The organism is Myxococcus virescens (assembly GCF_900101905.1).
Lineage (GTDB): Bacteria > Myxococcota > Myxococcia > Myxococcales > Myxococcaceae > Myxococcus > Myxococcus virescens.
In genome coordinates this window covers 21,355-46,860 of sequence record NZ_FNAJ01000029.1, presented here as the reverse complement: position 1 = coordinate 46,860, position 25,506 = coordinate 21,355, and the positions used below count along the sequence as shown (strand labels likewise).

Here is a 25,506-nt window from a genome sequence, read left to right as displayed (position 1 = left end):
GAAGGAATCGGCCCATGGCGGAGCCGTTGGCCGTCGCAGGTCGGCCGACGAGGGGCGGGCTTGCGCCGACACCGACTTCCCGCCGAGCACGCGAGGGCTCGACGATACCGATCGAGCCGCATGTCGATGACGGGCGGCTCGGCACCGGTCTGCAGTCCGAGTCGGCGGTAGCCGAGTCTCTCGCAAACGAGGAGGGCACCGGCGTTGGCGGGGGCGACGGCGAAGACGCCGTGCCGCTCATGCCGCGTAGCGGTTTTTGCATGCAACTGTGCACTGAGGCCACGCCCCCGCTGCGATGGCACGAGGTCGTAGAGGGTGTGCGTATCCGCTTACGTCCGGCTTCGCGCTCACCCCGAGTTGACCGGCGAGCGCATCGTCGGGAAGCGCGAACGCGAGCCCCTCCGACGTGAGGAGGCTTGGTGCGAGAGCCAGGCGACGTACCGCGCCGCATCAAAAGGATTCGGAGCGCCGATTCCGTGGTCCTCAAGCGCCGCAGCTCGTCTGGGCTCCTGGTCAGAGAGTTGACTCGGCGAAGGGCAGGCCGTCGTGCCAACACCGCTTCAACTTCGCGCTTCCCGGCTTTTTCAATCGAGGATCCCCTGCATCACGCCGCAACCTGAATGGGCCGCAGGGGGGGCTTGCACCATGGGTGTTCGTTTGATACGCGAAATCCTGCCGGTTCCAGACGGTGTGGCGCGTGATTGTCGCCTCCGCTGCCGGTGCTCCATCCGAATGTTCGGAAAAGCTGGCGGGCTCGCTCGTGCTGCAAGGCGCGGCGTTCCCTTCACTTCGTCCGTCCGTGCCGTCCCCGCCAGGGGCGGAGCGGGCGCCTTCTCCATTCGAGGACATGACATGACCATTTCCGTTCGATGCGTGCTGCGGCACCACTTCCGGCACTTCAACGCCCGGACCCTCGTGGATGCAGCGGACGCCTGGGCGGCGCACGCCGATGACGGTGGCAAGATGATGGTGACGCTCGCCGGTGCCATGAGCACGGCGGAGCTGGGGATCTCGCTCGCCGAGATGATCCGCCGCGACAAGGTCCACGCGATCACGACCACGGGCGCGAATCTGGAGGAGGACGTCTTCAACCTGGTGGCCCAGGAGCACTACGTGCGGGTGCCCGATCCCCGCAGCCTCACGGCGGAGCAGGAGGCCGAGTTGCGCGACAAGGGGCTCAATCGCGTGGCAGATACCTGCATCCCGGAAGAGGAGGCGATGCGCAAGGTCGAACGCCCCCTCCTCGAGCTCTGGCAGAGGGCGGAGCGGGACGGGCGCCGCCACTTTCCCCACGAGTACCTCTACGAGCTGCTCCTCTCCGGCGCGCTGGCCGGCTCATACCAGGTGGATCCCCGTCATTCGTGGCTCCTGGCGGCTGCGGAGAAGCGCCTTCCGATCTTCGTACCGGGATGGGAGGACTCCACGCTGGGCAACGTGTTCGTCGCCAGCGTGATGCGCAAGGAGCTGGAAACCTGGAGTCCCATCCGCGGCGGCGCCGAGTACATGGCGGCCCTCGCTGACTGGTACCGGGAGACCTCCTCGTCCGCGAAGGTCGGCTTCTTCCAGATCGGCGGGGGGATCGCTGGCGACTTCCCGATTTGCGTGGTGCCGATGTTGCGCCTCGATTTGGAGGAGGAGGTCCCCTACTGGTCCTACTTCTGCCAGATTTCCGACAGCACGCCCTCGTTCGGCTCCTACAGCGGCGCACCGCCCAACGAGAAGATCACCTGGCACAAGGTCGACGTCGACACGCCCCGCTTCGTGATCGAGTCCGATGCGACGATCGTGGCGCCGCTGGTCTTCTCGTACGTCCTCGACTGCTGGGGCGTGAGCCAGAAGAAGAACTGAAAAGAGCGGCACTGGAGACCCTGCCGGCGAGGTGTTCGGGCTCCACAAGCTCTCCGCCATCGACTCGGGCGTGCGGATCGGCTCCGCCGCCCGGGTGCTGCCCGCCAGCCCCCAGGGCGCGATTCGCATGGGACACGGCCTGTCGTGGCCGAGGTCGACCCCAAGGATGCGCGCATCGCGGAGCTTGAGCATCAGGTCGAGGAGCTGCCTCGGAGGCCCTTCCCCGTCTGCTGTGCACGGAAGGGACCGGGCCAGCTCAGCGCCCCAGTCCGCGGGCGAAGCGGACCCGGGCCGCCCACTCCGGGAAGTCGATGAAGGGGTTGCGGTTCTTCTGGATGGAGAAGATGGCCTGGTTCCGATGCAGCTCCCACTCGGAGGGGCGTTCTTGCTTGTGCCAGCGCAGCAGCGTCTCCAGACGCTCCTCGGCGAGCTCCGCCGGGCTGTTGATGGCGTTGGGATAGCGGACGAGGAAGTAGAGCGTGGCGCGCGCGGCGGCGCCCTTCCCGGCGCCCGGCTCGAACCGGTTCCGCTCGGCCCGCCCGCAATCTTGTTGGACAGCCTCGGTGCTGGGGAACTCGAAGTAGGCATTGTTGCTGCGGAAGCTGTTGCAGCGCATCTCGCAGGCGAACAGATGGTGCAGGTCTCCGCGCATCGGCTCCCTGGCATTGAACCAGGACTGGGGCACGACGTGCTCGCAGTTGTACGGCAGGGCGGACTCGAGCTGCTCCAGGAAGCCCTCGTCGAGACGCTCTGTAAGTGGCCGCTCCAGGAGCCGTAGCGCACGCTCCCTCTCCACCTCCAGGTCCTTCTGGAGGATCTCCTGGAGCGTGAAGGAGTGGCCCGCCGCCGAGTACAGCGAGCGGAGGAGGAGGTCCTTCTGGCGGTCCACCCATGGGTAGAGCCAGCGGCTCGGCTTGTAAGGTGGGCGGCCCGTATGCGTCCGTTCGAGGAGGCCGTGCAGGCCGTCATAGAACGCGTCCTGGTCGGAGTCTGGCTGCACACCTTCGTAGTAGCGCTCCCGGTCCAGCGCGTCCGCCTCGGCGTCGTAATAGGGCAGGCCCCGCGTCCGCTGGGCTTCCGCGACAGCCTCCGCGACGTCGACCTGTGTCAGGCCCGGTGCCCCAGCTCCCACGCCTTCCCCGGGTTGCCCTGGCACTGGCGCGGGCACTGCCGGCCCGGGGACGAGCGCGGTCTGGCCATTCCCCGCCAGGGCGGGAACCCCCAGGCGGAGGCTGATGTGGAGCGGGATGGTGAGCGTGAAGGACTCGTCGCGCGGCGCCGGGACGAAGAGGACGGGAGACGGCGGAGGAGGCGAAGGCGGCACCGCCGGGGGGCCCTCGTTGTCCTTCCACGCGTTCGCCCATGGGAGCTGTCCTCCGACGTTTGTCTTCGTGAACAGCACCCCGGCATCGACCACGCGGGAGTCCCGGCTGAGGTCATGGGCGGACACCGCGTAGTTCGCTTCGAGGTACCGGCCCCCGAAGTGGAGCCCGAGCACCTTGCCCGAGCGCGCATCCAAGATGGCCGAGCCAGAGTTGCCTCCGAGCGTCGAGCTGTCGTGTGCGAGCGCCTCCACCATCCGGCCGAAGCTCGAGGTGCGCCGTGCGCCCATGATCTTGCCCGGCTGCAGGCGCTTGACCTGGTAGACGCCCCGGAAGATGCGGTGCTGGAGCGCGGCATCATTGCGCGGGTCCTGCGCGGGATACCCGATGACGACGACGTCCTGCTCGCGCACCTCGTCCACGTGGCGCGAATCCAGGGTGAGGGGTCGCAGTCCATCAACCCCCTCTACCTCCATCAGCGCCATGTCCCAGTAGGGATGAATCATCAGGACACGCTGCACGCGGAGGGGCGCGGATGCGCTCGAGCCGCGCTCCCGCTTGAAGTCCACCTGCACGTTGTCGAGCCCCGGTTGGAACCGCAGCCCCCGCATCCCCAGCCCCAGCGTGAACAGCTCGGCAACGTGGCGATTGGTCATCAGCAGCCCGCGCCCGACCACGAAACCCGTTCCAACGTACGGCAGCGTTGGGTGCTCGGGAACCTCCACGCGTCCGATGGCGGGAATGGCCGCCTCGATGGGCTTACGGAAATTCGCGTCATCCAGGGCGCTCCAGGGTGCCCCGGGGCGCAGGTAGCTGCCATTGATGATGTCGATGACCGGTCTGTTCCGAGGCAGGACGATGGCCTCGAGCGCCCACAGCTCCTCTGGCCGTAGGGTGGACTCGTGACCCCGGGTCACCGCGTGGGCCGCCTTGATGGCATGTGCCAGGGCCTCGGCACCTGGCTCGAGCGGAGCGCTGCTTTCCGTCGCGAGTGACTCGATTGTCTCGGCCGAGGGGGCGATCCGCTTCGCATATGTCAAAAGCCGCCGCTGTTTCTCCTGCTCGTTCACGCATCCTCTCCCGGGCCTGGCCACCGCATCGGTGGGCGCAAACCCCATGCATGCAGGCAAGGGGAGAGGTGACACCATCACCTTCCAGTGCGTGAGTTGCCCAGAAGCCCAACTGTATGGCTTCGACTCCGGCCCGGTGCACAGCCCGAGAGGTACCCGTCAGCGGCCCTCCACCTCTCTGCACCAGCACGCCACCCTCAACAGCGCATCTATCCGTCCTTTCTGTGAAGCGGCGTCCTGTCCTTCAACCTGGGATGGGCGCGAAGAGTTCGCCCCGAGGGAAACCGGGTCTACGACCCGTTCCCACTGTCCGCGCATGATGCCTCGCACCTGCGCTCGCTGGCTGGGGGCGTGGGGCGCAATCTCCTGGAGGGGCCGTGTGCCCTTCCGCGTGCTATTGCTCAGCCAGGGCTCGTAGCCTTGGCCGCTCGTCACAGCACGGAAGAAGAGTGTGCCGCAGATGGCGGTCAGGTTCCGGGAAGCCGATGACCCTGGACCCGGCTCGATGCCCTTCACGAGCCGAGTGACGGCGCGCGTCCCATCCGTCTTCCACAGCTCTCGGCCGTGCTCCAGGTCCATGCCGCGAAGTAGAGCGGCCCTTCGGCTCCGTCGAGCACGCGCGCTCTTGGGTGACGCGCTTCGTGGCCTGGTACAACACCGAGCACCGGCACTCCGCCATCCGCTTCGTCACACCCGACGACAGGCATTTCGGCCGCGAGTCCGCGCTCCTCGCCCAGCGCCACCCGGTGTACCAGCGTGCCCGAGTCCGTCACCCCGAACACTGGAGCCGCGACCCCCGCGACTGGATGCCGACGGGCCCCGTCCGCCTCGGGCCCTCTCCGAACCTCACCTTGGCAGTGCAGGTAGTGAAGCGTATCGGCTGAAACCTCTCACGCGACAACTGCCTTGACGCTCACCGGAAAGACCAGACGCGAACTGTGGGCCTGGCCGTTCCGTCCGAACGACGAGTGCAAGGAGCACCCGTCTCACATGAGCGCGATCATCCTCCGGGGTGTATGCCGCCGGGGCCGGCGCGGCTTACTTCACCTCGGTACGTCGGAAGAACACGTCCGTGTTGTCGTCCGACAGGTCCTCCAGCCAGCCCACATAGCCGTTCTTTCCCTGCTCGGATGAGAGGACCCGTGGGGCTGAGGACCGCACGGGGGAGTCGCTCAGGTTCTTGATGGGCCCGAAGGAATCACCGAAGTCGCCGCTGGCCCGATAGAAGATGTCGGTGGGGCCCGGCGTGCTGTCTTCCCATGCGACGCGAAGGAACTCGTCCTCGGCGGAGAGGCTGACGGCACCGGAGTCACCAGAGCTCTTGCTCAGGTTGCGGACCTTGGCGAACGAGTCGCCGCGGTCGTCGCTGATACGGAGAAAGATGTCGAAGTTCCCGGGGCCATTGTCCTGCCACGCCACGAAGACGTGTTGGCCCGAGACCTCGAGGTCCGGTGCGAGCGCCAGTCCCACCCCGTCGCTCAGGACCACGGCCGGCTCGAAGGTGACTCCCCGATTGGGGCTGCGCCGGTAGACGATGTCACAAAGGGTGGGGAAGAAGTCATTACACTCTTCCCAGACCACGTGGACCTTCTGCTCTTTTACCGCGATGCGGGCGCGCTGTGACGGCTGGAGCGGGCCCTGGGTGACGCTGAGGTTGATGAGCGGGTCGAAGGTCCGTCCCTCGTCGGTGCTGCGGCGGAATCGCACGTCGGGAATGTCATCCACTCCCGCGTCATCGCCGACCAGGAAGACTCCGTTGTTCGACGCGACGATTTCCGTGACGCCAATCTCCTGGCCGTTGTCGATGGTCAGCGTGGGGCCAAAGCTCTGGCCTCGATCGTGGCTCGCTCGGAAGAGCTGGTCGACTGACTCCTCACCGGTCGAGACGCCCCACGTCACGTACACGTCGCTGTTCTCCGCCGCGAGCCGGGGAGTGAAGCCGCTGGTGCTGAGTGTCAGGGGCGGCTCGAACGTCCTGCCGTGGTCGTGGCTCGCGCGGAACTGGATGCCTTGCTCGCTCCATGCGACGTAGACCTTCTTCCCCTCCGCGAACACGGATGGGATGAAGGCGGGCGTGACGCCGCTGCTCAGAAGCTGGGGAGGGCTGAAGCTCCTGCCCCGGTCCGAGCTCCTTCGCAGGAAGACGCTGGTGGTGCCCCCGGCCGGGGTGTCACTCCAGACGACATAGACGTCGTCTCCTGAGGCGGCTATCGCGTACTCGAAGTTGAAGGTTGGCGTGTCGCTCAGGTTCAACACCGGGCCGAACTTCTCCTCGAACCGTCTTGGAACTTCGTGGGCCACGGCCCCAGAGGACAACAGCAACCCTCCGAAAAGCCAGCCCCAGGTTCCGCGGCCCACCGCGCTCGTCCGTTTCGCCATGTTCGCTTCCCCGTCTCGTACGCTTGCTGGGGAGGAGTAATTTCTGGGGCTGAGTCGAGACACTGCTCGCGGGCGCTGCTCGGTTGGTGGTGGCCAACAATGAGGTGAAGTTGCCCCAGTTTCGCGCCTCTCCCGCAGTTTGCGTGATGCTCCTCGGAGGAGTAGGCAGACTCCGCAGGCTGCCAGTGACGTGGCTACACGCTGGGAATGGAAACGCTGTACTCCCTTCCCGGATGCCGAGTGGGAGCATGTGGAGCGCACCGGCTCGGCGACTCTCCTTCAAAGGCAGAAACACGGATGGCCTTCTTCGAGTTCATCGAGGGTTGGCGCAACCCACACGACGGCACCCCGCGCTCGACGACGAGTCGCCCGCCAACTTCGAAAAGAAGTACCGGGCTGCTGCTTGATGGCGATAGCCCGGGACACTTCGTGGAACCGGGGCAACCTCAGTGAAGGCCTGAAACGATGCGCCAGACTGGCCGCATCGAGGGGGCGTGAACGGCCTCCGGGGGCCGGCCCGAGACGTGCTCAAGCGCTCCGCGACGCGATGAGTGCGAGGTTGCGCGGAGACTGGCGCGGATCGAAGAGTTGGAGGAGCTCGACCTGGAAGCCCGATTCCTCCAGAAGGATTGCGCGATCAAGCAGGAGCACGACCTCCAACGCCCTCGCGAAGCGGTCCCTCAGCAGATGGCAGAGCAACAGGTCTCGTGTCTCGGCGCGAACGGACACCTCGAAGGCATTCAGCTCGGCGTCCGTCATGCCGGGATCGAGGCCCAGTCGCTCCAGGCGGTCGCGCGCGTAGACGGCGAAGCGTTCGGCGTAAAGCGCCCGGGGCGCGTCGCCTGCTCTCACGAAGCCGCGTTCGGGAAAGTGCCGCCTCGATAGGAGATCGAACGCGAAGCGCCACGCATACACCCGCTTCATCCGCGCGAACTCCTCCTCGGTCTTGTGATGCCGTCCCCGCGTCGTCAACGCCAGGGCATGTGGGGTAAAGGGCAACGGATGTTCGCTCCCGAAGCGGGAGACGGGGTAATCCCGCGGGACCTCCAGCTTGTCGTAGCAGCAGCCGATGTTCAGGACGAAGCCCGCTCCCTGGCTCTTGCGAATCTGCGTGAGGGCGAGCGGCCCGCAGGTGTGCAGGCCGAGCGAGGCCCGGTCCCAGCCGGAGAAGAGCGGATCGAGCTGTGGTTGGAGTCCGTCCTCGACGGAGGCCTGGATGAAACACAGGGTGTCACCGCCTGGGGGATGGGTTCTCGTCAGCCACCGTCGGCCCTTGTCCTGCAACGCGGCGTCCCGATCGATGCTGTGGAAGGTCCACCCGAACGTCCGCGCACAGAGGCGGGCGAGATGTCCCATGCCGCCGCCAATATCGACCGCCTGGTGGATGAAGCGCGTTCTCGGCGCGAGCAGGGCGAGCACTCGCTCGAGCTCGTGGGTCTTCTTGGCGCTGAGGCCCTGCGTCTCCGCGACCGTCAGCGCGTGAAGGCCCTCGTGCCAGGGCAGCGCCGTCAGTTCCTGGAGCGCCCCCAGGAGTGCGTCCAGGGCCGGAGGCGGGACGCCCGCGAGCGCCCCCTGGTCCAGCCGCCGCTCGCCCGCTTCATCGAGCGACCGGGCATAGGCCAGCCAGTCCTCGGGATAGGCGACGCCGGACCCGGGCCAGCCCTGAAGGATGGAGCGGGACCAGAGCGGGGACCAGGGCCGGAGTTGGTGCGTGAGCGCTTCGAGTCGCGCCTGGAAGTCCATGTCGGCGCATCCTATGCGCCGCTGCTCCTCCGGTTGGTGAGGACGGTGCCGCTCTCCCTGGACTTGGCGGCGATTCAATCATCTCGGACTTCCCCCGTCAGCGGCCCTCCGCCGTCAACAGCGCCTCGAATTCTCCGAGGCGCCACCACTCCCGGAGGCATCACGGATTGAGGAGGTGGGCCTCGACGGCCAGTGGCGCATCGTGGTGCCCGTCTGCGACACGAAGCTGGAGAAGCCGCTCGCCCCGGACACGGCATGGGAGCTGCGACGACTGGGCGGCAGGTCAGGCCAGCTCGCGACGCTGGCGCGCCCAGGTCTCGAAGCTCATGGGCGAAAGGCCATAGGACCGCGCGATCTCGGGCCGCGCCAGCACCGGGGCGACGTTCATGTACGTCAGGCCTTGCGCCACGCCGGGATGCAGGCCGGCCGCGACGGCCTCCTCGACCGTGCTGACCTGGACGATGTACTCCTTGCCGTCGAGGCGCGAGAGGACCTCGGCGATCTGAGGAAGCGTGAGCAGGTCACTCGCGAGCTGCAGCGTCACGCCGTTGAACGTCGCGGGATTGTTGAGCGCCGCCGCGGCCGCCTTGCCGATGTCCTCTGGCGCGACCAACGCGATGGTTTGATCGGTCCTGATCACCGTGAGCAACCGGTGCCCGTCGACGAAGCCAGCCGGATCCAACATCGGATGATCCATGAAGGTGGCGGGCAGGATGAGGGTCCAGTGCTTGAATCCCGCGCTGCGGACGAGGTCGCAGGTGGCAAGCTTGTTCTCCCAATACGTCTCGTGCGACTTCCAGCGCCCCTCCGCCCAGCCCTCGACGTTTCGGTGGTCGCCGACACCGGAGGTCGCGGTATGCACGAACGTTTCGACACCTTCGGCAAGCGCGGCCTCGACGAGGTTCCTCCCTTGCTGGAGTTCCTTGCTGTAGTCGACGCCGGTCGTGGAGATGATGGGGGACTGCATCGAGAAGACCGCCCGTGCCCCAGCGCAGGCCGCGCGCAACGACGCCGGATCGTCGAGGTCTCCGACGACCACCTCGGCGCCAGCCTCCGCGAGGGCCTTCGCGTTTGGCGCCTTGGGATTGCGCACCATCACACGCACCGGGGTGCCGCCTTCGGCCAGCAGCGCTCGGGCGGTGGCGCCGCCCTGACGCCCCGTGGCAGCGGTGACGAGAACGCATTCGTTGCTGCTCATGGACCGCTCCTTTGTAAGTGGGGGACCCCACCGTTTATTCTCGTGGTTAGATATGGAGGGGGACCCCATTTGTCAACGCGGGTTCTCGTGAGGAGGCGGTCGCGGTGGAGCATGTGAAGCCGTTGCGAGCGGATGGGCGGCGCAATCGGGAGCGGATTGTCGCGGTCGCCGCGGAGCTGGTCGGCAGGGATGGTGCGCAGGTGTCGCTCGAGGAGATCGCGCGGCGGGCGGGGGTAGGCTCGGCGACGCTGCACCGGCACTTTCCCTCGCGGCAGTCGCTGTTGGAGGCGGTATTCCGCGATGGCGTCGCGCAACTCTGTGCGCGGGCATCCTCGCAACCGGGAGCGGATCCCGCCGCGGAATTGGCGGCCTGGCTCGAGGACTTGACGGTTTACACAGTGACCCACCGCGGGCTTGCCGCAGCGCTGTTGACCGGCCCGGATGGCCTTACGGCTGAGGAGGTCTGCTCCACCGACAAGCTGCTCGATGTGTTGAGCGTTCTGGTGGCGCGGGCGTCATCAGCAGGCGCGATTCATGCCCGTGCCACGACGCAGGACTTGCTGATGCTGGCGAACGCGATTGCCGTCGCCAACGAAGACGATCCGCTCACCGCGAGCCGGGTGCTGCGCCTCGCGCTCACCGGCATCTGGCCGTGAATGCAGGGAGCGCGGCGGGCCGCCCTCCCGCTCGAAGACGCCCTTCTCGGTGGACGCCGGAGTGATGCTACCCACGGGTGGACAGGCCGGCCCTGTCCGCGCTCCCATGCGGTGCGCGGCAGGGGCCTGGCTCGCTTGGCTGGGACAGCTCGAGCCTCAACACCCCGCGGCCTTGCGTGGCTCCTTCGGCCACGCAGGGCGCTCTGCTCGCGGACCTGGCTGAAGGGATCAGGCGATTTCGCGCGTCAGCTTGGAGTCCCACGGGCACCAGTGTCCGCCCGGGAGGAATGCACCGCCCGCCTCGTCGAGGTGGTCTTCCACATACGTCATGTTGGCATCGCAGACCTCGATGGCCATCGAGAAGAAGCGGATGGTGTTCGGGTCCAGGTGGAAGGAGAACTTCGGGTTGTAGGCCGCGGCCCGCTTGATGATGCGTCCGTGGACGTGGACTTCGTTCTTCTCCTCGCCAGAGAGAATCTTCCGTGCGTGTGCAATCGTCTTCTCGTCAGACAGCTCGACGATGAACTCCAGGTTGGGCTGGGCGCTCTGCGTAAATGCGAAACGAACCGGGTTTGCCATGGCAAGGCTCCTTGGGGCAGGGGCCCCATATAGGAGATTCCCCTCACTCGATTGCATCACCTGCCGGTAGCGGCGGTGTGTCTTGAATGCGGCGTCGCGCGGTGTGTTGTCTGAGGCCGTCGCACGGGGCGGGGGCGGCCTCCGAGAACCGGCAGGCCGCCAGCGCGATGGGTTGGCGAGGCGTCAGTGATTCGCGACTTGAGGCCTCGGCACAGGCAATACCCAGATCTCCCGGCCGAGCTGCCCATCCAGTGCCGTGAAGTAGATGAAGTCGCCTACGCGCAGCAGGTCCTGCGGATAGGAAGAGGCGGGGCCCGGGACGATGTCCTGCAGGAGCCTGGTGCCGCTCGGCTGTCCGTTGCTCACCCAAAGCTCGTGGCCGTGCGCTTCATCGAAGGCGTAGAAGACGACGCGGCCGTCATCGGTGGGGACTGGCGTGGGCGGTCGGAGGTCCGGAGAGACGATGAGTGGCTGGTACAGCAGCTTCGTTCCCTGGGCGGTGGCATCGGTCCGCCACAGCTGGACGTCGAAGGGGGCGGGGCTGCCGATGTCGTAGAAGAGCGTGAAGTAGAGCTTTCTCTCGGTCGCCGTGGACGTGGCGACGAAGATGAAGAAATCGAGAGGAAGGTCGGCGTAGGGGTTGGGGATGCTCGCGACGAGATTCGAGCGCGGGTGGCAGGAGGGGTCCGGGTCGAGCTTGCGAATCTCCGTCACCGTGAAGCCCGGTGTGAAGGTGGCGAAGTAGAGGCGCTCCTTGAACAGGGCGAAGATTTGCGCTTCCGAGCCCTGAGGGCCGGGAACGGTGTCCTCGACCAGCTCCGTGCCCTGGGCCGTGCCATCGCTGCGCCACACTTCACGGCCGTGCACGGCGTCGTCCGCGGAGAAGTAGAGCACTCCCTCCGCTTGCGTCAGGTTCCGAGGGAACGAGGACGCGGCACCCGGGTTGATGTCCTTGACGAGGCGGGTTCCGGAGGCGCTGCCGTCACTCACCCAGAGCTCCACTCCGGTGTCGGGCACCCCGAGGCTCATGAAGAGGCGGTTGCCCACGCTCGCCAGGTCAAAGGGCCCGTTCACGGTGTCCCTCGGTCCCAGGTCCTTCACGCGCACCGTGCCGGCCGAGGTGCCATCACTGCGCCACAGCTCCAGGTTCTCGGTGGCGATGAGGGTGGGCCGGACCGACCGGAAGAAGTAGAGCGTGTTGCCCACCGCGATGAAGTCAGCCAGGGAGGCGGTGCCGCCCTCCGGGGCGAGGTCCTTCACCTGACGCGTGCCCGCAGTGGTGCCATCACTCACCCACAGGTCCGCGCCGTGTTCCATGAAGCCTTCAATGAAGAAGAGCTGCCGGCCGACGACGGTCAGCCGTCCGGGAGAATCGTCCAGGTGCTTCACGGGGACCGTGCTCGCTGTCGTGCCCGCGCTTCGCCACAGCGCGCCTCGGTCCGCCTCGAAGTCGAAGGCCGAGAAGAAGAGCTTGCCGCGGAAGGACACCAGCTCCGTTGGCGACGGGCCACCCAGCGGGTCCGGGAATGGCCCCGGGGGAGGCGGGTAGATGTCCTTCAACAGCGTGGCGGGCCCCAACTTCGGGAGAGGGGCATCCCAATGCGCGGTGACCTCCTCGGGGGCGTGTTCCTCGGAGAGCGATGCTTCTGGAAGAGGCCCACCGCATCCCGCGGTTGCCAGACAGACCCATGCCACTTGCCACCATGCACGCATGATTTCCCCTCGTTCTCGGGTGGGCGACAGCCCCGATGGCGATAAGTCCGGAGCAGCGCCGCGGCCAGGGGAGGGCGCCGGGTTCCTGGTCGCAAATCTTCAGCAGGTCCAGTCGCGCTCACTTCCATCGCCTCGTGATGCTTCGCTGATGGATGAGAACGCGACGCAGGCTCGCGCATGCGGGCGACGGCTCCCGCGAGCATGCGTCCTTTGGGCGGTGCGGTGCTCTCGGCCCGGACGACCGCGTCGTGGAGCTGGGCTCCCTCGCGCCGCAGGCCACGTTCACCGGGCGGCGCTGGACTCGCTAGCCCGATGGACGAGTACGTCATTCCCTGGCGCACACGGTTGTCTGCCTCCCCTCGGCCGGGCTTGCGCGGGCGAATCGCTTCCCCTGGACACCGCTCGTGCGTATCACTGGCCTTCGTGCGTACGCCCACCGACCGATACCTGCCGCCGCACCCTGACGCCTCCTCCGCCGTCACGCCCCAGCGCGGGCGGGTGGTGGTCATCGCGCCCACGCGCGCCGCGTGCGAGACCATCGAGTTGGCTCTCGGGCTGGAGTTGCGTACGTACCTGGAGGAGCACCACGGCGAGCGCCTCCGCGAGCTGGCCCGGAGCGGGCAGGGGTTTGGCATCGTCGCGGGCACTGGCACGGGCAAGACGCTCGCCATCCGCTCCATCGCGGAGGAACTCGTGGGCCGGCGGCCCCTGCGGGTGACGGTGGTCAACCGCGAGCGGGAGGCCACCGCGCAGACGCCGCTCGCGGACGTGGCCATCGTCACCACCGGCATCGCGCGGCGCTGGTTCCAGGGCGGCGCCATCCGGCGCGAGGACACGCTCATCGTGGATGAAATCCACCAGACCTCCGCCGAACTGGAGCTGTGCCTGGCCCTGGGCAAGCGCGCGGGCTGCCGCTTCATCTGGTTGTCCGCCACCGTGGACCCGGCCTTCTACGCGCGCTATCTGGACAGCGCGGACGTGCTCCAGGTGTCTTCCTTCGACCCGAGGAAGGCGGCCCGGGTGGAGGTGGAGCGCTGTCAGCCGCTGTCCTTCCTCGACGAGGACTTCCTGCGGGAGGTGCAGCAGCAGGGGCGCGGCGTGGGCGTGTTCCTGGCCACGCGCGCGGGCGTGGAGGAGGCGGCGGCCCATGTGCGCGCGAACGCGCCGGAGCTCCATGCGGCGCACTACCACGGCGGCGAACCGCTGCGTGCCATCCGCCCCTTCCTGGAGGGCACGGCGCCCCGGCCCTTCGTGCTCGCGATGACGGCTGCGGGGCAGAGCGCGCTCAACGTGCCGGGGCTGGACACGGTCGTCATCGACGACATGCGCTTCACGAACCTGGTGGAGCGCGGCCGCAACGTCCTCACCCGCGTGCACCTGGGCAACAACGAACTCTTGCAGATGGCGGGGCGCGTGCACGGGCGGGTGGAGGGCGGGCGCGTCTTCATCCTGAGCGACCGGCCGCTGCACTTCGCCTCGCTGAGGCCCACCGAACCGGAGTTCCAACTCGCGGGCGAGCCGGAGCGGGTGGCGCTCACCGCCGCGGCCCTGGGCGTGCGGGCGGATGAGTTGGACCTGCCCGTGCCGCTGGACCGCAATGCCTATCGCCGGGCGCTCGCGAAGTTGCAGGCGCGCGACATCGTGGACGCGGAAGGACGGCTGTCCGACTACGGCCGCGCGGTGGAAGCCCTGCCGGTGGAGCGTCCGTGGGCGGAGCTCATCGTCAACGCGGAGGACGCGTTGCTGCCGTTGCTCGCGGTGTGCAGCTCGGTGGAGTCGCTGCACAGGATGACGCGCGAGGAGCGGAACCTGGACGGACTGCTCGTGCCCGGCAGCGACCACCTGACCGCGTACAACCTCTACGCCGAGGCCTTCCGTGAAGCGGGCACGGTGGGTGAGGTGCAGGGGCTGCCGCGCCACGTCTTCCAGGCGGAGAAGCTCGCGGCCTGGGCGGAGGTGCGTGGGGTGCTGGTGAAGGCCCTGGAGGACGCGGCGCTCGCGATGGCGAGCGTGTACCGGAGCGTGGGGTTGGCGCTGCCCGCACGGATGCCCTTCGCGGACCCGCGCGCCCACCGGCGTTTCTGCGACCTGCTCGCGCGCTTCATTCCCTTCGACCTGGTCATCGACGAGCGCACCGCCTGGGGCGAGGTCGCGCGCGTGTCGAAGACGAGCGTGTGTGGCAACCTGGGCGCGGTGGCGGGCACGCTGCGCTACTTCGCCGACCGCAACGGCGACTCGCAGGCCGGCATCGAGGGGACCCAGCTTCCCCAGTCCCTGCTGCGCCGCTACGCCCGCCGTCACTCGGCGGCGCCGGTGTACGACGTGCGCTTCCGCTCGGTCGTGCTCGAAAAGCGGGTGGACTATTTCGGCTTCGAGCTCGAACGGGAAGTGGAGGTGCTGCGCGCCTGGGGGCCGGAGCTCGCCAAGGCGGCCCGGCACGCGCTCGCCGAGGCGCTGGCGCAGGGCGAAGCCCCCCATCCCGCGGTGGACCGGCATCGGGTCGCCATCGCCGAGGTGCGCGAGCTGTGGCGACGCTCGGGAGGGACCACCGCGCCGCTGGGGTTGTCGGAGCTGACCGCGCTCTACGAGGCGCAGTTGGATGGGGTGGACACGCTCGACGACTTCAAGGCGCGCCCGCTGCGGCTCGAACTGGACGCGCTCGTGCCGCCCGCGACGCGTCAGGCGCTCCTGGCGCTCCCGGACGCCGTGGAGGTGCGCGAGCAGGCGGTGCCGCTCGAATACGACGTGGAGAGACTGTCGGACGGAGCCCCGCGAGGTGTGGTGCGGCTGCTCCTGCCGGAGAAGCTCGCGCGCACGCTGGTGCAGGAGGAGCTGCCGCTGCTCGACCGTCCCCAGCGCTTCAGCGTGGCCCGGGGCCGGAGGGGCGTGATCGTGGCTCGCTCACTCCTCGAGCTCCAGGAACTGCTGGACCGGCCCTGGATGCCGGACGAGATCGCCGAGGCCACCCGTGAGCGTCCACCCCCGCGACAGGACCGGGAGCGCGGCGCCCCCAGGCCAGGGGGGCACCGGGGCCATCACGGCAGGGCACCCCGGAATGGAAGACGGCCGGGCGGCGGCGGACGGCGGCGCTGACCTGACGCACGGGCAGGGGGCTCACTCACCAGGGGGCTCTCTTTTTGTTGTCCGCGGCTGAGGGGAAATGCGCGCTGGATTCGTTTCCTGTGGGCGGTACCAACGTCAAGCAGGAGTTCTCGAGCATGAAACCTTTCAGCATGAGGCCGCTACTGACAGTCCTGTCAGTGCTGGTCGTGTCCCTCGTGGGATGCGGGGTGCCAGAGGAAGAGTCCCGCGACTCTTCTAGCGCCGAGTCCCAGGCACTGGCCGGTCCATATGATGCTTGGATTGCCCGCCACGGACTCACCAACGCCCAATATCAGACGGAGTTCAATACGTGGGTGGGGCAGGGCTATCGTCTCTCCTATGTCAGCGGTTACGAAGAGGGGGGCAGTGCCCGTTACGCGGCCATCTGGGAGCAGACGAGCGGTCCGGCCTGGCGGGCCTTCCACGGGCTGACTTCCGCGCAGTATCAGACCACCGTCGTCAATCAGAATGCGCAGGGATACCGCCCGGTGGTGGTCAACGGGTACAGCGTCGGGGGCGTCGCCTACTTCGCGGTCATCTTCCACGTGGACAGTGGTGCCGCGTGGGTGGCCCGCCATGACCTGAGCGCGTCCCAGTACCAGACGGAGTTCAACACCTGGGCGGGGCAGGGCTACCGGCTCGTGCACGTGAGTGGCTACACGTCCGGTGGCGCGGAGCGGTACGCGGCCATCTGGGAGCAGACGAGCGGCCCGGCCTGGAGGGCCTACCACGGGCTGACCGCGGCCCAGTACCAGTCCACGTTCAATACCAACGCGACCCAGGGTTACCAGCTCGCGAAGGTCAGCAGCTACAACGTGGGCGGCACGGACCGGTACGCGGCCATCTTCCAGGTTTCATCGGGGATTCCGACCGCCGCGCGTCATGGGCTCTCCGCCGCCGCGTATCAACAGGCCGTGACGGACCTCAAGAACCAGGGATATCGCCCCGTCCTGGTGGCGGCGCACAACAATGGGAGCCAGCCCGAGTTCGCCCTGATTTGGCAGAACCTGACGTTCAGCGCGGCCGACCTGCAGCACATTGACGACACCGTCCAGCAGGCGATGGCCAGCACGAACACCGTCGGCCTGTCGCTGGCCATCACCCGCCACGGGCGCCTCGTGTTCGCCAAGGGGTATGGCCTGGCGGACCGAACCAGCAACACCCCGGTCAACACCTCCCACCGCTTCCGCGTCGCCAGTGTGTCCAAGCCGATGACTTCCATTGGCATCATGCGGCTGATTGAAAGCGGCCAGATTCGTCTGACGGACCGCGTCTTCGGCAGGGGCGGATTGCTCGGTGAGACGTTCGGCGCGCAGGGCACCTACGCGGACAGCCGCGTCCTGAACATCACGGTCCAGCACCTGCTCGAGCACACCGCGGGCGCCTGGGACAACGACGGCGCCGACGGCACGGGCGACCCCATGTTCATGAACACGGGCATGACGCACGCCCAGCTCATCCAGTGGGTGTTGCAGAATGTGCCGCTCGAGTTCGCGCCTGGGACGACGTACCAGTATTCGAACTTCGGCTACAGCGTCCTCGGTCGCATCATCGAGCGGGTCACGGGCATGACCTATGACGCCTATATGCGCGCCAACGTGTTCACGCCCAGCGGCGCCACGAGCTTCGCCGTGGGGGGCGATACGTTGAGCGCGCGTCTGCCGAACGAGCCCGTCTACTACCAGCTTGGCACGGGGGCCTTCAGCCCGTATGGCATGCCGGTGCGTCGCATGGATGCGCACGGCGGCTGGGTCGCCACGCCCATCGATTTGCTGCGTGTCGCCGTGCGCGCGGATGGGTTCTCCACCGTTTCGGACCTGCTGAGCGCGAGCTCGCTCACCACGATGACCACACGCACGACGGCGCTCGACACCTTGGGCAACTCCGTCAACTACGCCAAGGGCTGGTCGGTGAACAGCCTCCCCAACTGGTGGCACGGCGGCTACATCCCGGGCACCCGGGCCCTGTTGGTGCGCACCGATGACCGCTATGGGCCCAGCCGCTCCGAGGAGTTCACCTGGTCCGTCATGACCAATTCCAACAACAGCTCCGGCTCGGGTACGCCCGACATCAACCTCGACAGCCTTATGTGGAACGTCGTGAACGGCGTCGGCGCCTGGCCCGCGCACGACCTGTTCTAATCAGGGCCTCCACCGGATTTTCCGGGAGGGCTCATAGGACCGGCGGGGCTCGCAAAGGCCTCCGCCGGTTCGTGAGCCGACCTCGAAGCCCTGTCGCTTCCGACCACGCGCCTCGTGGAGACGGGGAAGCGGAAGAGGCGCGCGAGCGGATGGACGGTGCACCAAGACCGCCGCGACGGGAGACTGAGAAGCAAGACTCCCCGGCAGCGCCCTCCAGCGGATGATTTCATCCGGGTAAAATTGACCTGGGTTTTCACCCGGGTAATATCTGGCCATTCTCGAACCTCCGATACCTGGGATGACCACGCCTTCGACCACCTGGACCGCCTTCGCGGGACAGCGCCTGATTGCCTCCGGCCCTCCGGCTGACGTCATCCTCGCGGCCCGCCGCGCGCTGGACACCGGGGAGTCCGCGCCCCTGTTGCTCTTCGACGACGCCACGGGCCGGACCGTGGACTTCCACCTGCGTGGCTCGCGCGAGGAGCTACTGGCCCGCCTTCAGCCCGCGCCTGCCCCCACGGAAGAAGACAGCGGACCTCGGAGCCCCGGCAGGCCGAGGCTGGGCGTGGTGGCGCGCGAGGTGACCCTGCTTCCACGGCACTGGGAGTGGTTGGCCACGCAACCGGGCGGTGCCTCCGTCGCGCTGCGCAAGTTGGTGGAGGCCGCGCGCGCGAGCAGCGGCGACACCGACCGGCGCCGTCAGGCCCAAGTCGCGGCGGACCGCTTCATGACCACGATGGCCGGCAACCTGCCCGGCTACGAGGAGGCCGCCCGTGCGCTCTACGCCGGGCACCGCGCCCGGTTCAATCAGTGGACCCGAAGCTGGCCGGACGACCTCAGGAATCACGCGCGCCGGCTGGCCGCGCCCGCGTTCGGAAAGGTGACGCCATGAGCACGACGTCCAATCGCCAGTGGGTGCTGAAGGCCCGTCCTCGGGAAGCGGTGTCCGACGACTGCTTCGAGTGGCGCGAGGGCCCCGTGCCCACGCCAGGCCCGGGTGAGGCGTTGGTCCGCGTCACCTGGCTCGCCATCGAGCCCACCCAGCGCACCTGGCTCAATGCGAATGCGACGTACATCCAGCCCGTCGCGCTCGGCGAGGTGATGCGGGGCGCAGGCGTGGGCATGGTCATCGCGTCCCGAACTGAGCGGCTGGCGGTGGGTGACTGGGTGGCGGGGCTCACCGGCTGGCAGGACTACGTACTGACCGGCGACGCGGGGCTCTTCGGCCTCAACAAGGTACCGGACGGCGTCGCTCCGAAGGCGATGCTGAACCTCTATGGCGCGAGCGGGCTGACGGCGTACTTCGGCATCACCGACGTGGGCCGCGTTGCGCCGGGAGAGACAGTCCTGGTGTCCGCCGCCGCGGGCAGCGTGGGCTCCATCGCGGGGCAGGTGGCCCGGCTCCGGGGCTGCCGTGTCATTGGCATCGCGGGAGGGCCGCACAAAGCCGAATGGGTCACCCGCACCGCGCGCTTCGATGCCTGCATCGACTACAAGTCTGAAGACATCCGGGCGCGGCTTCGCGCCCTGGCGCCCCAAGGCGTGGACGTCGTCTTCGACAACGTGGGTGGCCACGTCCTGGAAGCCGCGCTAGACCACCTCGCCCGAGGCGCGCGGGTGGTGCTCTCCGGCAGCGTGGCCTCGGGATACAAGGACGGTGACTACGGCACCGCGCCGCGCAACTACATGCAGCTCGGCTTCAAGCGAGCGCGGATGGAGGGCTTCATCTTCCTCGACTACGTCTCGCGCTTTCCTGAGGCTTTTCGAGAGCTGGCGGCTTGGGACGCCCAGGGCGCGCTCCATTGCGCGGAGTCCATCGCGGAAGGCTTGGAGCAGGCCCCCTCTGCCCTGCGAGGACTCTTCGAAGGCCGCAACGTGGGCAAGCAGCTCGTGCGCGTCACCTCGATTCCCTGTTCGAGCTCGCCCCCTCGCGCTCAATGAGACCGGAGGCAACTCGCAGGCTGCTGAAGCAGCAGTCTGTGTTGGAGTTTTCTCAGGGGTCGCCCGCGCTGGCGGGTGGTCCTCGTGGCGTGTGCGGAGTCGCGAGCGTCAGTCCTGGAGCAGGGTTCGGAACACGGCCGGCAGCTCCTGGTCCCCCAGCCCCGCGCTGACGGCTCGCTTGTAGTTGTCGAGCAGCTCCTTCGGGAAGCGTGCGCTGATGCGGGCGTCCTGGCTCAGCCGGACGATGTGTTCGATTGCGGCGACGTGGGTGTTGAGACTGCACTGGTCGCCTGAGAAGTCATTCTGCTCGACCATGCCCTGCGCGGCGTCGGCGGTGACGGAAATCAGGCCGAGGAAGGAGTTCTTCTGGGCAAAGAAAGCCTTCGGGTCCAGGCCTTCCGCCTTGCACATGGCCGCCGCGTGCAGGAACGCCAGGGAGCCGCCGTAATAGGCCTCGAGAATCGCGCAGTCGAGCGTCGCGGCAGCGCCAATCTTCTCGTCGACGTACACGGAGTTCTTGGCAATCGCCTGGAGCGTCTCGACGTGTCGGTCGAAGGTGCCGCGCGACCCCGCGTAATAGACGGTCGCGTACTCGGTGGCGACGAAACTCGGGTAGGCGAGGATCGCGGCATCCAGGTAGTCCACGCCGTGGGCCTGGGCCCACGCCAGCCCCTCACGCGCGTCCGCGGGTGAGCCGCTGGTGAGCTGAACGAGCGTCGTTCCAGCCAGTGCCGCCGCGACGCTCTTCGCCGAGAGCACCTCGGCGGAGGCGGCGTAGTTGGAGAGGGAGACGACGACGAGCTCGCGCCCCGAGACGGCCTCGACGAGGCTGTCGAAGGCACGGGTGCCACCACCGACAGCCGTGGCCTTGCTGGGAGTCCTGTTCCAGACCGCGACGTCGTGGCCCGCCGAGGCGAAGGCTCGCGCCAGTGCGCTTCCCATGAGACCACAACCCACCACCGCCATCTTGGCTGAACGAATCGGGTGCATGTGCAACCTCGTTTGGATTCCAGGTTGTACGGTAACCCCGAAACGTGAAGCCCGCCCATCCCTCAAGGAACCGGGCGAACGGGTGGAGCAGGCGTCAACACCAACCCATCCAGGACACCATACGCATAGGCCACCGCGAAGGCATAGGCTCCCACCAGGTACGTCACGTTGAGCGTCCGCGCCGTCCCCGCGTCGCTCGCGCTGTATCGGCCGTCCGGCCCACGCAGCGAGAGCGAGGTCCCCAGGGAGACTCCCGCCGCCGCGAGTCCCAATCCCTGCGTCACCGCCAGCACCGTGCCCATCCCCGAGCGCCCGTGCTTGAAGTGCCCCACGCCCAGGGGCGCCAGATACCAGGCACGGGTCAGCGCCGGCGAGGTGGGCACCTCGTCTGGGCGGATGGGGTCGACGATGGGGGAGGGCGCCGGAAACAGCCGAGGACTCCGCTCGGCGCGCAGCTCCCCGATGCGTGTCTGGTGTTGGGCGCGCGCACGCTCGACGAAGGCAAGGAAGTCCGGTGGATACAGCAGCGGGTCCAGCGCCGAGTCTCCGTGAACGGCCAGCCCTCGCACCACCTCGTCCTCCGCGCGGGCAAGCTCCTCCTGTGCGTGATAGGTGGCTGCGAGCAGCAGGTGCGCTTCTGCTTCCAACGCCGCTCCGTCGAGCCGCAGCGGATAGAGCAGGGACTCCAGCTCGGCGCGGGCCTTGGGCAGCTCGCCGGATTGGTAGGCACCGCGCGCGCTGTCGAGCGGGGACGCCGCGAGCAGCATCAGCATCAAGGCCGCGCTCATCATGGCGTCACGTCCAGCGCCACTTCGAGACGACGACCGGCGACAACGTCCACCTCTCGCACCAAGGCCGGTTCACCCACACGGCGTGCCGTCACCGTGTGTCGTCCATGTTCGACCATCACCGGACCGGACAGGGGAGCGACGCCCACCTCCCGGCCGTCCACGAAGAGCCGCGCGCCCACGGGCGCGTGGATGCGCACCTCTGCCTTGCGCGGTGACAAGACCACGTCGCGCGTCACGGTCTCCCCCGGCGCGAGCGTCACCTCCTGCTCGACCTCGTCGCACAGCGGGTTGACGAAACGCAGCCGGTAGGTCCCCGCTGGCAGCGAGAACTCACGCACACGAGGTGTGTACCCGTGGCTCTCGCCGTTCACGAACACCTCCGCCCACGGGCGCGCCGTCACCTTCAGCATGGCGGGACGCGCGGGGAGGGTGGTTTCCACGTCCGGCCCTGGCGCCGGCACCAAGGGCTGCGTGGCCCCTTTGGGCTCGGCTCCCGCCGAGTGCCCTGTCGGCAGGGGCGATACGGCCCGCTTCGCCGAATCCATTCCCCCCGAACGCCCGGTCGAAACGGATGCCCGAGCCCGCTTCGTCCCGGCACCGTCCGCCGCGCGCTCTGTCGGCACGAAGGCCCCGGCCAGATTCGTGGTGTCACTTCCAGCCGGAGGCTCCGGTTCCCGCGAAGCGTCCAACATGCCGGGTTCCGTCCCCGGGGCAGGCCTCTCCTGACCGGGGGGCGTGGGCGCGTGAAGGCGTTCACCAGTGGAGGCGCCGTCAACGGATGCCGTTCTGAGGGAGGCCTGCCCTGACGAGGGCTCCGCGCCACGTGGTGCCTTCGCGTCTTCGACACCCTGGCCCGGCCTCATCCACCAGCCCGCGGTCGCGCAGAGCAGGAGCCCGGCGCCCACGGCGCCAGCCCTCCACGCGGACCGCCTCGGCCGCTGACGCAGCAGCGCCACCACCTCGGCGGACGTCGGTTCCATCGACAGCGCGGCGTTGAGGACCTTCGCGGCCCGTGCCCCCTCTCCGCGCGCCAGCAGTCCGCGCCCTTCCTCCAGCAACCGTTCGAAGCGAGCCCGGCGCCATCGACTGGCACGGGCCACCGGGTCTCCCAAGAACTCCCGCGCCACGTCGGCAGGCGGGCCGACCTCTCGTTGGAGCAGCTCCTCCAACGCCAACGCCAGCGCGGCCCCGTCGCGCGGTCTGTCCCGTGCATCCTTCGCCAGACACCACGCGACCAGCGCTGACAAGGGCTCGGGCGTGCCCGGCACCACCTCCGTCAGCGGTGGCGCATCCTTCGTCATCACCGACGCGGCCAGATGCGCAGCGCCCTTGCCCGCGTGCGGCGTGGTGCCCGAGCACAGCTCGAACAGGATGACACCGACCGCGTACACATCCGAGGCAGGGGAGTACGCGCCTGTGTCGATGCGCTCGGGCGCCATGTATGGCAATGAGCCCGTCACCGCCCCGGTACTCGTGAGGCGCTCCTGGTCCTCCAGCGCGGCGAGTCCAAAGTCCGCCAGCTTCAGCGGCCCGCCTTCCGCCACCAGCACGTTGTCGGGCTTCACGTCGCGGTGGACGATGCCGCGTGCGTGCGCCGCCGCCAGCGCCCGGGCGAGCTCCCAGCCCAACACCATCACCGCTTCGGGCGGCGCCGGCGAGAGCCTCCCCGCCAGCGCGCGGAGGTCTTCGCCCCGCACCCACTCGCAGACGAGGAATGGGCCATGGGCCTCATCCTCGCCGTAGTCGTGGACCTCCAGGACATTGGGATGATGGAGCGAGGCGGCCAGCTCGGCCTCCCGCCGGAAGCGCTCCGCGCGGCCCGTGCCGCCTCCTGGGTGCATCCGCTTCAGTGCTACCGGGCGCGACAGCCGCACGTCCGTGGCCAGGAAGACCGTGGCCATTCCCCCACGCCCCAACTCCCGCTCGAGTCGGTAGCGGCCCGCAAGCACTTCACCCGTCATCACCCGGGTATTCTCCGGGAGCGCGCTCCCGCGAGCAACCGGGCAAATTACAGCGACAGCCGACAGGCCTTCGTGTCCCCCACCTGCTCGCAGGCGCCCGGCGCCCCTCCGGGGCAGTCCCGGTCCAGCCGGCATGGCTGCCGGCACCGCAGCGCCGCCCCCGATGACAGGCACACGCTACAGGGCGCGCAGTCCAGCGAGTTCTCGCAGTCCTCTCCCACCGAGACCGGGGTACCCGAGCACTCCCGTACGCACAGCCCGTCTGGAGCACATTGGTAGCCCGCCTCGCAGAGGCTGCTCCCCGGGTTGCACTTCTCCTCGCACCGCATTCGCTCCCTGGGGCAACCGGCGAAGTCGGAGCACTCGAATGTGTCCCTGCACGGCTCTCCAATCCGAGCCCCCACGACACAGCTCGCATTGGAGCACCGTCGCCCGTCGCGACACGTGAAGTCCGTCGAGCACGTCAGCGTGCACGTCCCGCCGACACAGGCCGCTGCTGCATCCGCGCACTCGCACGGCTGCGTGCACGCTCCTCCCACCTCCACCGTGCTCGCGCATCCGGCGTCCGGCATCCCGCATCCCGAGCCCGTACAGCCAGCATCCGGCACCTCGCATCCCGAGCCCGTACAGCCACCATCCGTCGACGTCGTCACCGGCACACATGCACTCAGGGGGCCGGACGCGTCGGGCACGTGCCCACATCCGTAGCCTGGCCGGGCACAGGCCTCGCCACAGGTTCGCAGACACTGCCCCAGCCCCGGCGCGCACACGCTTCCTGCCGGGCAGGGCGCCGCGTCGGAGCACGCCAGCAGGCAATACCCACCTGGAAAGCCCGTGCCACAGGTGCGCCCCGGCCCGCAGTCCGCATCCTCGCCGCAGGCCTCCCCAATCCGCGCCGTTTCGACGGGCTCGCAGTCACCTCGCACGCAGACCTGCCCCTGGGGACAGCCGTCGGGCTCGTCACAGCGGATTCGGATGTCGAGCGGACAGCCCGGCGCGACGAGCAGCACCAGCGCGGGCAACAACGAGAGCAGGAGGAGTCGGCGCATCACCAAGGCCCGGGCGACTCTAGGCGGAGGGAGGCTCGGAGAGCACCCCCCAACAACGCCAGAGGCCCCGTGCTCCCCGACGGGGGAACACGGGGCCGTCTTCGCCAGCTACATGCAGGTGCCCATGACGCCCGGCGCGCCAAAGCACTGGCCGCTCTTGCAGTGGCTGTTCTCCGCGCACGGGAAGCCGAAGGCACCCGGGCTGCAGAACCCGAGGACCGCGCCGGAGAAGGGCTTCACGCAGCTCCACGCCGAGGGGCAGTTCGAGTTGTCACTGCAGAGCCCCTGCATGCAGAAGCGGCCCTTGTTGGGCAGGTAGCCGTCGTTGCACACCGCGCCGCCCAGGCCCGTGGGGCACACGCCATCCTCGGGGCAGGGCGCGAAGCTGGCGCAGTACGGCTGCTGCGAGCCCTCGTCCGCTGCGTCCAGGCACACCGCATAGGTGTCGCAGCCGTCCTTGAAGTCGCTGGTGTTCGGGTTGCACGAGGGCGGGTTGGCCGGAGGCGCCAGGCTGCACAGGCCCTCGATGCAGACCTGGTTGCTCAGGCACTGGCTGTTGGAGGAGCAGGTCGGCACCTTCTTGTTCTTGCAATAGGAGACGAGCGTGCCCGTGTCCTCGGTGTCACAGTACTGGTCCGCCGCGCAGTCCCCGTTCGACTGGCAGCCGAGGGCACACAGGCCGTTGAAGCAGAACTGCCCGGAGGGACATGCCTTGCTCGCGCTGCACAGCCCCGCGTCCTGCTCGTTGGGGTTGCCGTCGGGCCCCTCACCGTCATCGTCCTTCGTGCTGCCGCAGCCCATGACCGTCAGCGCCAGGAACAATCCCATCACCACATGCTTCATCGTCGTCTCCGTCAGGTTCATCTGCACCGTGGCGGTTCTCCGCCTGCGTGCGATGGGCAACACCAAAGCAACGTGCGTGCCCAGGCCTCGCGAGACATCGAATCGCCCCGATTCCACGGGGTTGCATGATGCCCCTGGCCCTCCGAGCACCTGCCGCTGGGGGAAACGTGCCAGGACTGG

At 68.3% G+C, this 25,506-nt stretch carries 18 protein-coding genes; 7 read left to right on the top strand and 11 right to left on the bottom strand.

Going from position 1 to position 25,506, the window contains the following annotated elements; genetic code table 11:
- Window positions 1–852: 852 nt before the first annotated feature.
- Window positions 853–1,848, top strand: coding sequence for a deoxyhypusine synthase family protein (locus tag BLU09_RS36885; protein ID WP_090495835.1), 996 nt, complete (start codon window positions 853–855; stop codon window positions 1,846–1,848).
- 256 nt (window positions 1,849–2,104) lie between these two features.
- Here BLU09_RS36885 and BLU09_RS36880 read toward each other — a convergent pair whose 3' ends face one another.
- Window positions 2,105–4,087 (bottom strand): endonuclease, encoded by a 1,983-nt coding sequence (locus BLU09_RS36880; protein WP_244172379.1) that lies wholly within the window; start codon window positions 4,085–4,087, stop codon window positions 2,105–2,107.
- A 782-nt stretch (window positions 4,088–4,869) separates the two neighbouring features.
- On the opposite strand from BLU09_RS36880, the gene BLU09_RS36870 reads away from it, so the two are divergent.
- On the top strand, window positions 4,870–5,124 hold the full coding sequence (locus BLU09_RS36870) for a hypothetical protein (RefSeq protein WP_090495832.1): 255 nt from the start codon (window positions 4,870–4,872) through the stop codon (window positions 5,122–5,124).
- Between the two features lie 154 nt (window positions 5,125–5,278).
- On the opposite strand, the gene BLU09_RS36865 is transcribed toward BLU09_RS36870, so the two are convergent.
- From BLU09_RS36865 to BLU09_RS36855, 3 genes are all read right to left on the bottom strand, one after another.
- Complete coding sequence (locus BLU09_RS36865; RefSeq protein ID WP_090495831.1) at window positions 5,279–6,619, bottom strand: exo-alpha-sialidase; 1,341 nt, start codon at window positions 6,617–6,619, stop codon at window positions 5,279–5,281.
- A gap of 528 nt (window positions 6,620–7,147) precedes the next feature.
- Window positions 7,148–8,362: a methyltransferase gene (locus tag BLU09_RS36860; RefSeq protein ID WP_090495830.1), complete on the bottom strand. Its 1,215-nt coding sequence runs from the start codon at window positions 8,360–8,362 to the stop codon at window positions 7,148–7,150.
- Between the two features lie 283 nt (window positions 8,363–8,645).
- Complete coding sequence (locus tag BLU09_RS36855) at window positions 8,646–9,560, bottom strand: NmrA family NAD(P)-binding protein (protein ID WP_090495829.1); 915 nt, start codon at window positions 9,558–9,560, stop codon at window positions 8,646–8,648.
- Window positions 9,561–9,664: 104 nt separating this feature from the next.
- Here BLU09_RS36855 and BLU09_RS36850 point away from each other — a divergent pair, with 104 nt between their 5' ends.
- Window positions 9,665–10,216 (top strand): TetR/AcrR family transcriptional regulator, encoded by a 552-nt coding sequence (locus BLU09_RS36850; RefSeq protein WP_090495828.1) that lies wholly within the window; start codon window positions 9,665–9,667, stop codon window positions 10,214–10,216.
- 228 nt (window positions 10,217–10,444) lie between these two features.
- Here the strand turns inward: BLU09_RS36850 and BLU09_RS36845 are convergent, their stop codons facing one another.
- Window positions 10,445–10,795, bottom strand: a complete 351-nt coding sequence (locus tag BLU09_RS36845; RefSeq protein ID WP_090495827.1) for a BP74-related protein — start codon at window positions 10,793–10,795, stop codon at window positions 10,445–10,447.
- Between the two features lie 183 nt (window positions 10,796–10,978).
- Window positions 10,979–12,373 (bottom strand): ELWxxDGT repeat protein, encoded by a 1,395-nt coding sequence (locus BLU09_RS36840; protein WP_244172377.1) that lies wholly within the window; start codon window positions 12,371–12,373, stop codon window positions 10,979–10,981.
- Between the two features lie 312 nt (window positions 12,374–12,685).
- On the opposite strand from BLU09_RS36840, the gene BLU09_RS36835 reads away from it, so the two are divergent.
- The 4 genes from BLU09_RS36835 to BLU09_RS36820 all read left to right on the top strand — a co-directional run bounded on the left by BLU09_RS36835 (window position 12,686) and on the right by BLU09_RS36820 (window position 19,692).
- Complete coding sequence (locus BLU09_RS36835) at window positions 12,686–15,601, top strand: DEAD/DEAH box helicase (RefSeq protein ID WP_090495825.1); 2,916 nt, start codon at window positions 12,686–12,688, stop codon at window positions 15,599–15,601.
- A 44-nt stretch (window positions 15,602–15,645) separates the two neighbouring features.
- On the top strand, window positions 15,646–17,751 hold the full coding sequence (locus BLU09_RS36830) for a serine hydrolase (protein ID WP_090495824.1): 2,106 nt from the start codon (window positions 15,646–15,648) through the stop codon (window positions 17,749–17,751).
- Between the two features lie 298 nt (window positions 17,752–18,049).
- Window positions 18,050–18,643: a DUF2239 family protein gene (locus BLU09_RS36825; protein WP_186818012.1), complete on the top strand. Its 594-nt coding sequence runs from the start codon at window positions 18,050–18,052 to the stop codon at window positions 18,641–18,643.
- A complete protein-coding gene (locus BLU09_RS36820; protein WP_090495822.1) occupies window positions 18,640–19,692 on the top strand; it encodes an NADP-dependent oxidoreductase in 1,053 nt (350 codons plus the stop codon). Before BLU09_RS36825 ends, BLU09_RS36820 begins: the two co-directional genes overlap by 4 nt.
- Before the next feature lie 108 nt (window positions 19,693–19,800).
- On the opposite strand, the gene BLU09_RS36815 is transcribed toward BLU09_RS36820, so the two are convergent.
- The 5 genes from BLU09_RS36815 to BLU09_RS36795 form a co-directional block, all read right to left on the bottom strand.
- Complete coding sequence (locus BLU09_RS36815) at window positions 19,801–20,748, bottom strand: NAD(P)-dependent oxidoreductase (RefSeq protein ID WP_261771512.1); 948 nt, start codon at window positions 20,746–20,748, stop codon at window positions 19,801–19,803.
- Window positions 20,745–21,473: a hypothetical protein gene (locus BLU09_RS36810; protein ID WP_090495820.1), complete on the bottom strand. Its 729-nt coding sequence runs from the start codon at window positions 21,471–21,473 to the stop codon at window positions 20,745–20,747. Before BLU09_RS36810 ends, BLU09_RS36815 begins: the two co-directional genes overlap by 4 nt.
- Entirely contained in the window at window positions 21,470–23,434 is a 1,965-nt protein-coding gene (locus tag BLU09_RS36805; protein ID WP_261771513.1) for a serine/threonine-protein kinase, read from the bottom strand. Before BLU09_RS36805 ends, BLU09_RS36810 begins: the two co-directional genes overlap by 4 nt.
- A 47-nt stretch (window positions 23,435–23,481) precedes the next feature.
- Complete coding sequence (locus BLU09_RS40170; RefSeq protein ID WP_425270591.1) at window positions 23,482–24,483, bottom strand: DUF7107 domain-containing protein; 1,002 nt, start codon at window positions 24,481–24,483, stop codon at window positions 23,482–23,484.
- Between the two features lie 108 nt (window positions 24,484–24,591).
- Complete coding sequence (locus tag BLU09_RS36795) at window positions 24,592–25,347, bottom strand: Dickkopf N-terminal cysteine-rich domain-containing protein (protein WP_090495817.1); 756 nt, start codon at window positions 25,345–25,347, stop codon at window positions 24,592–24,594.
- Window positions 25,348–25,506 lie beyond the last annotated feature (159 nt).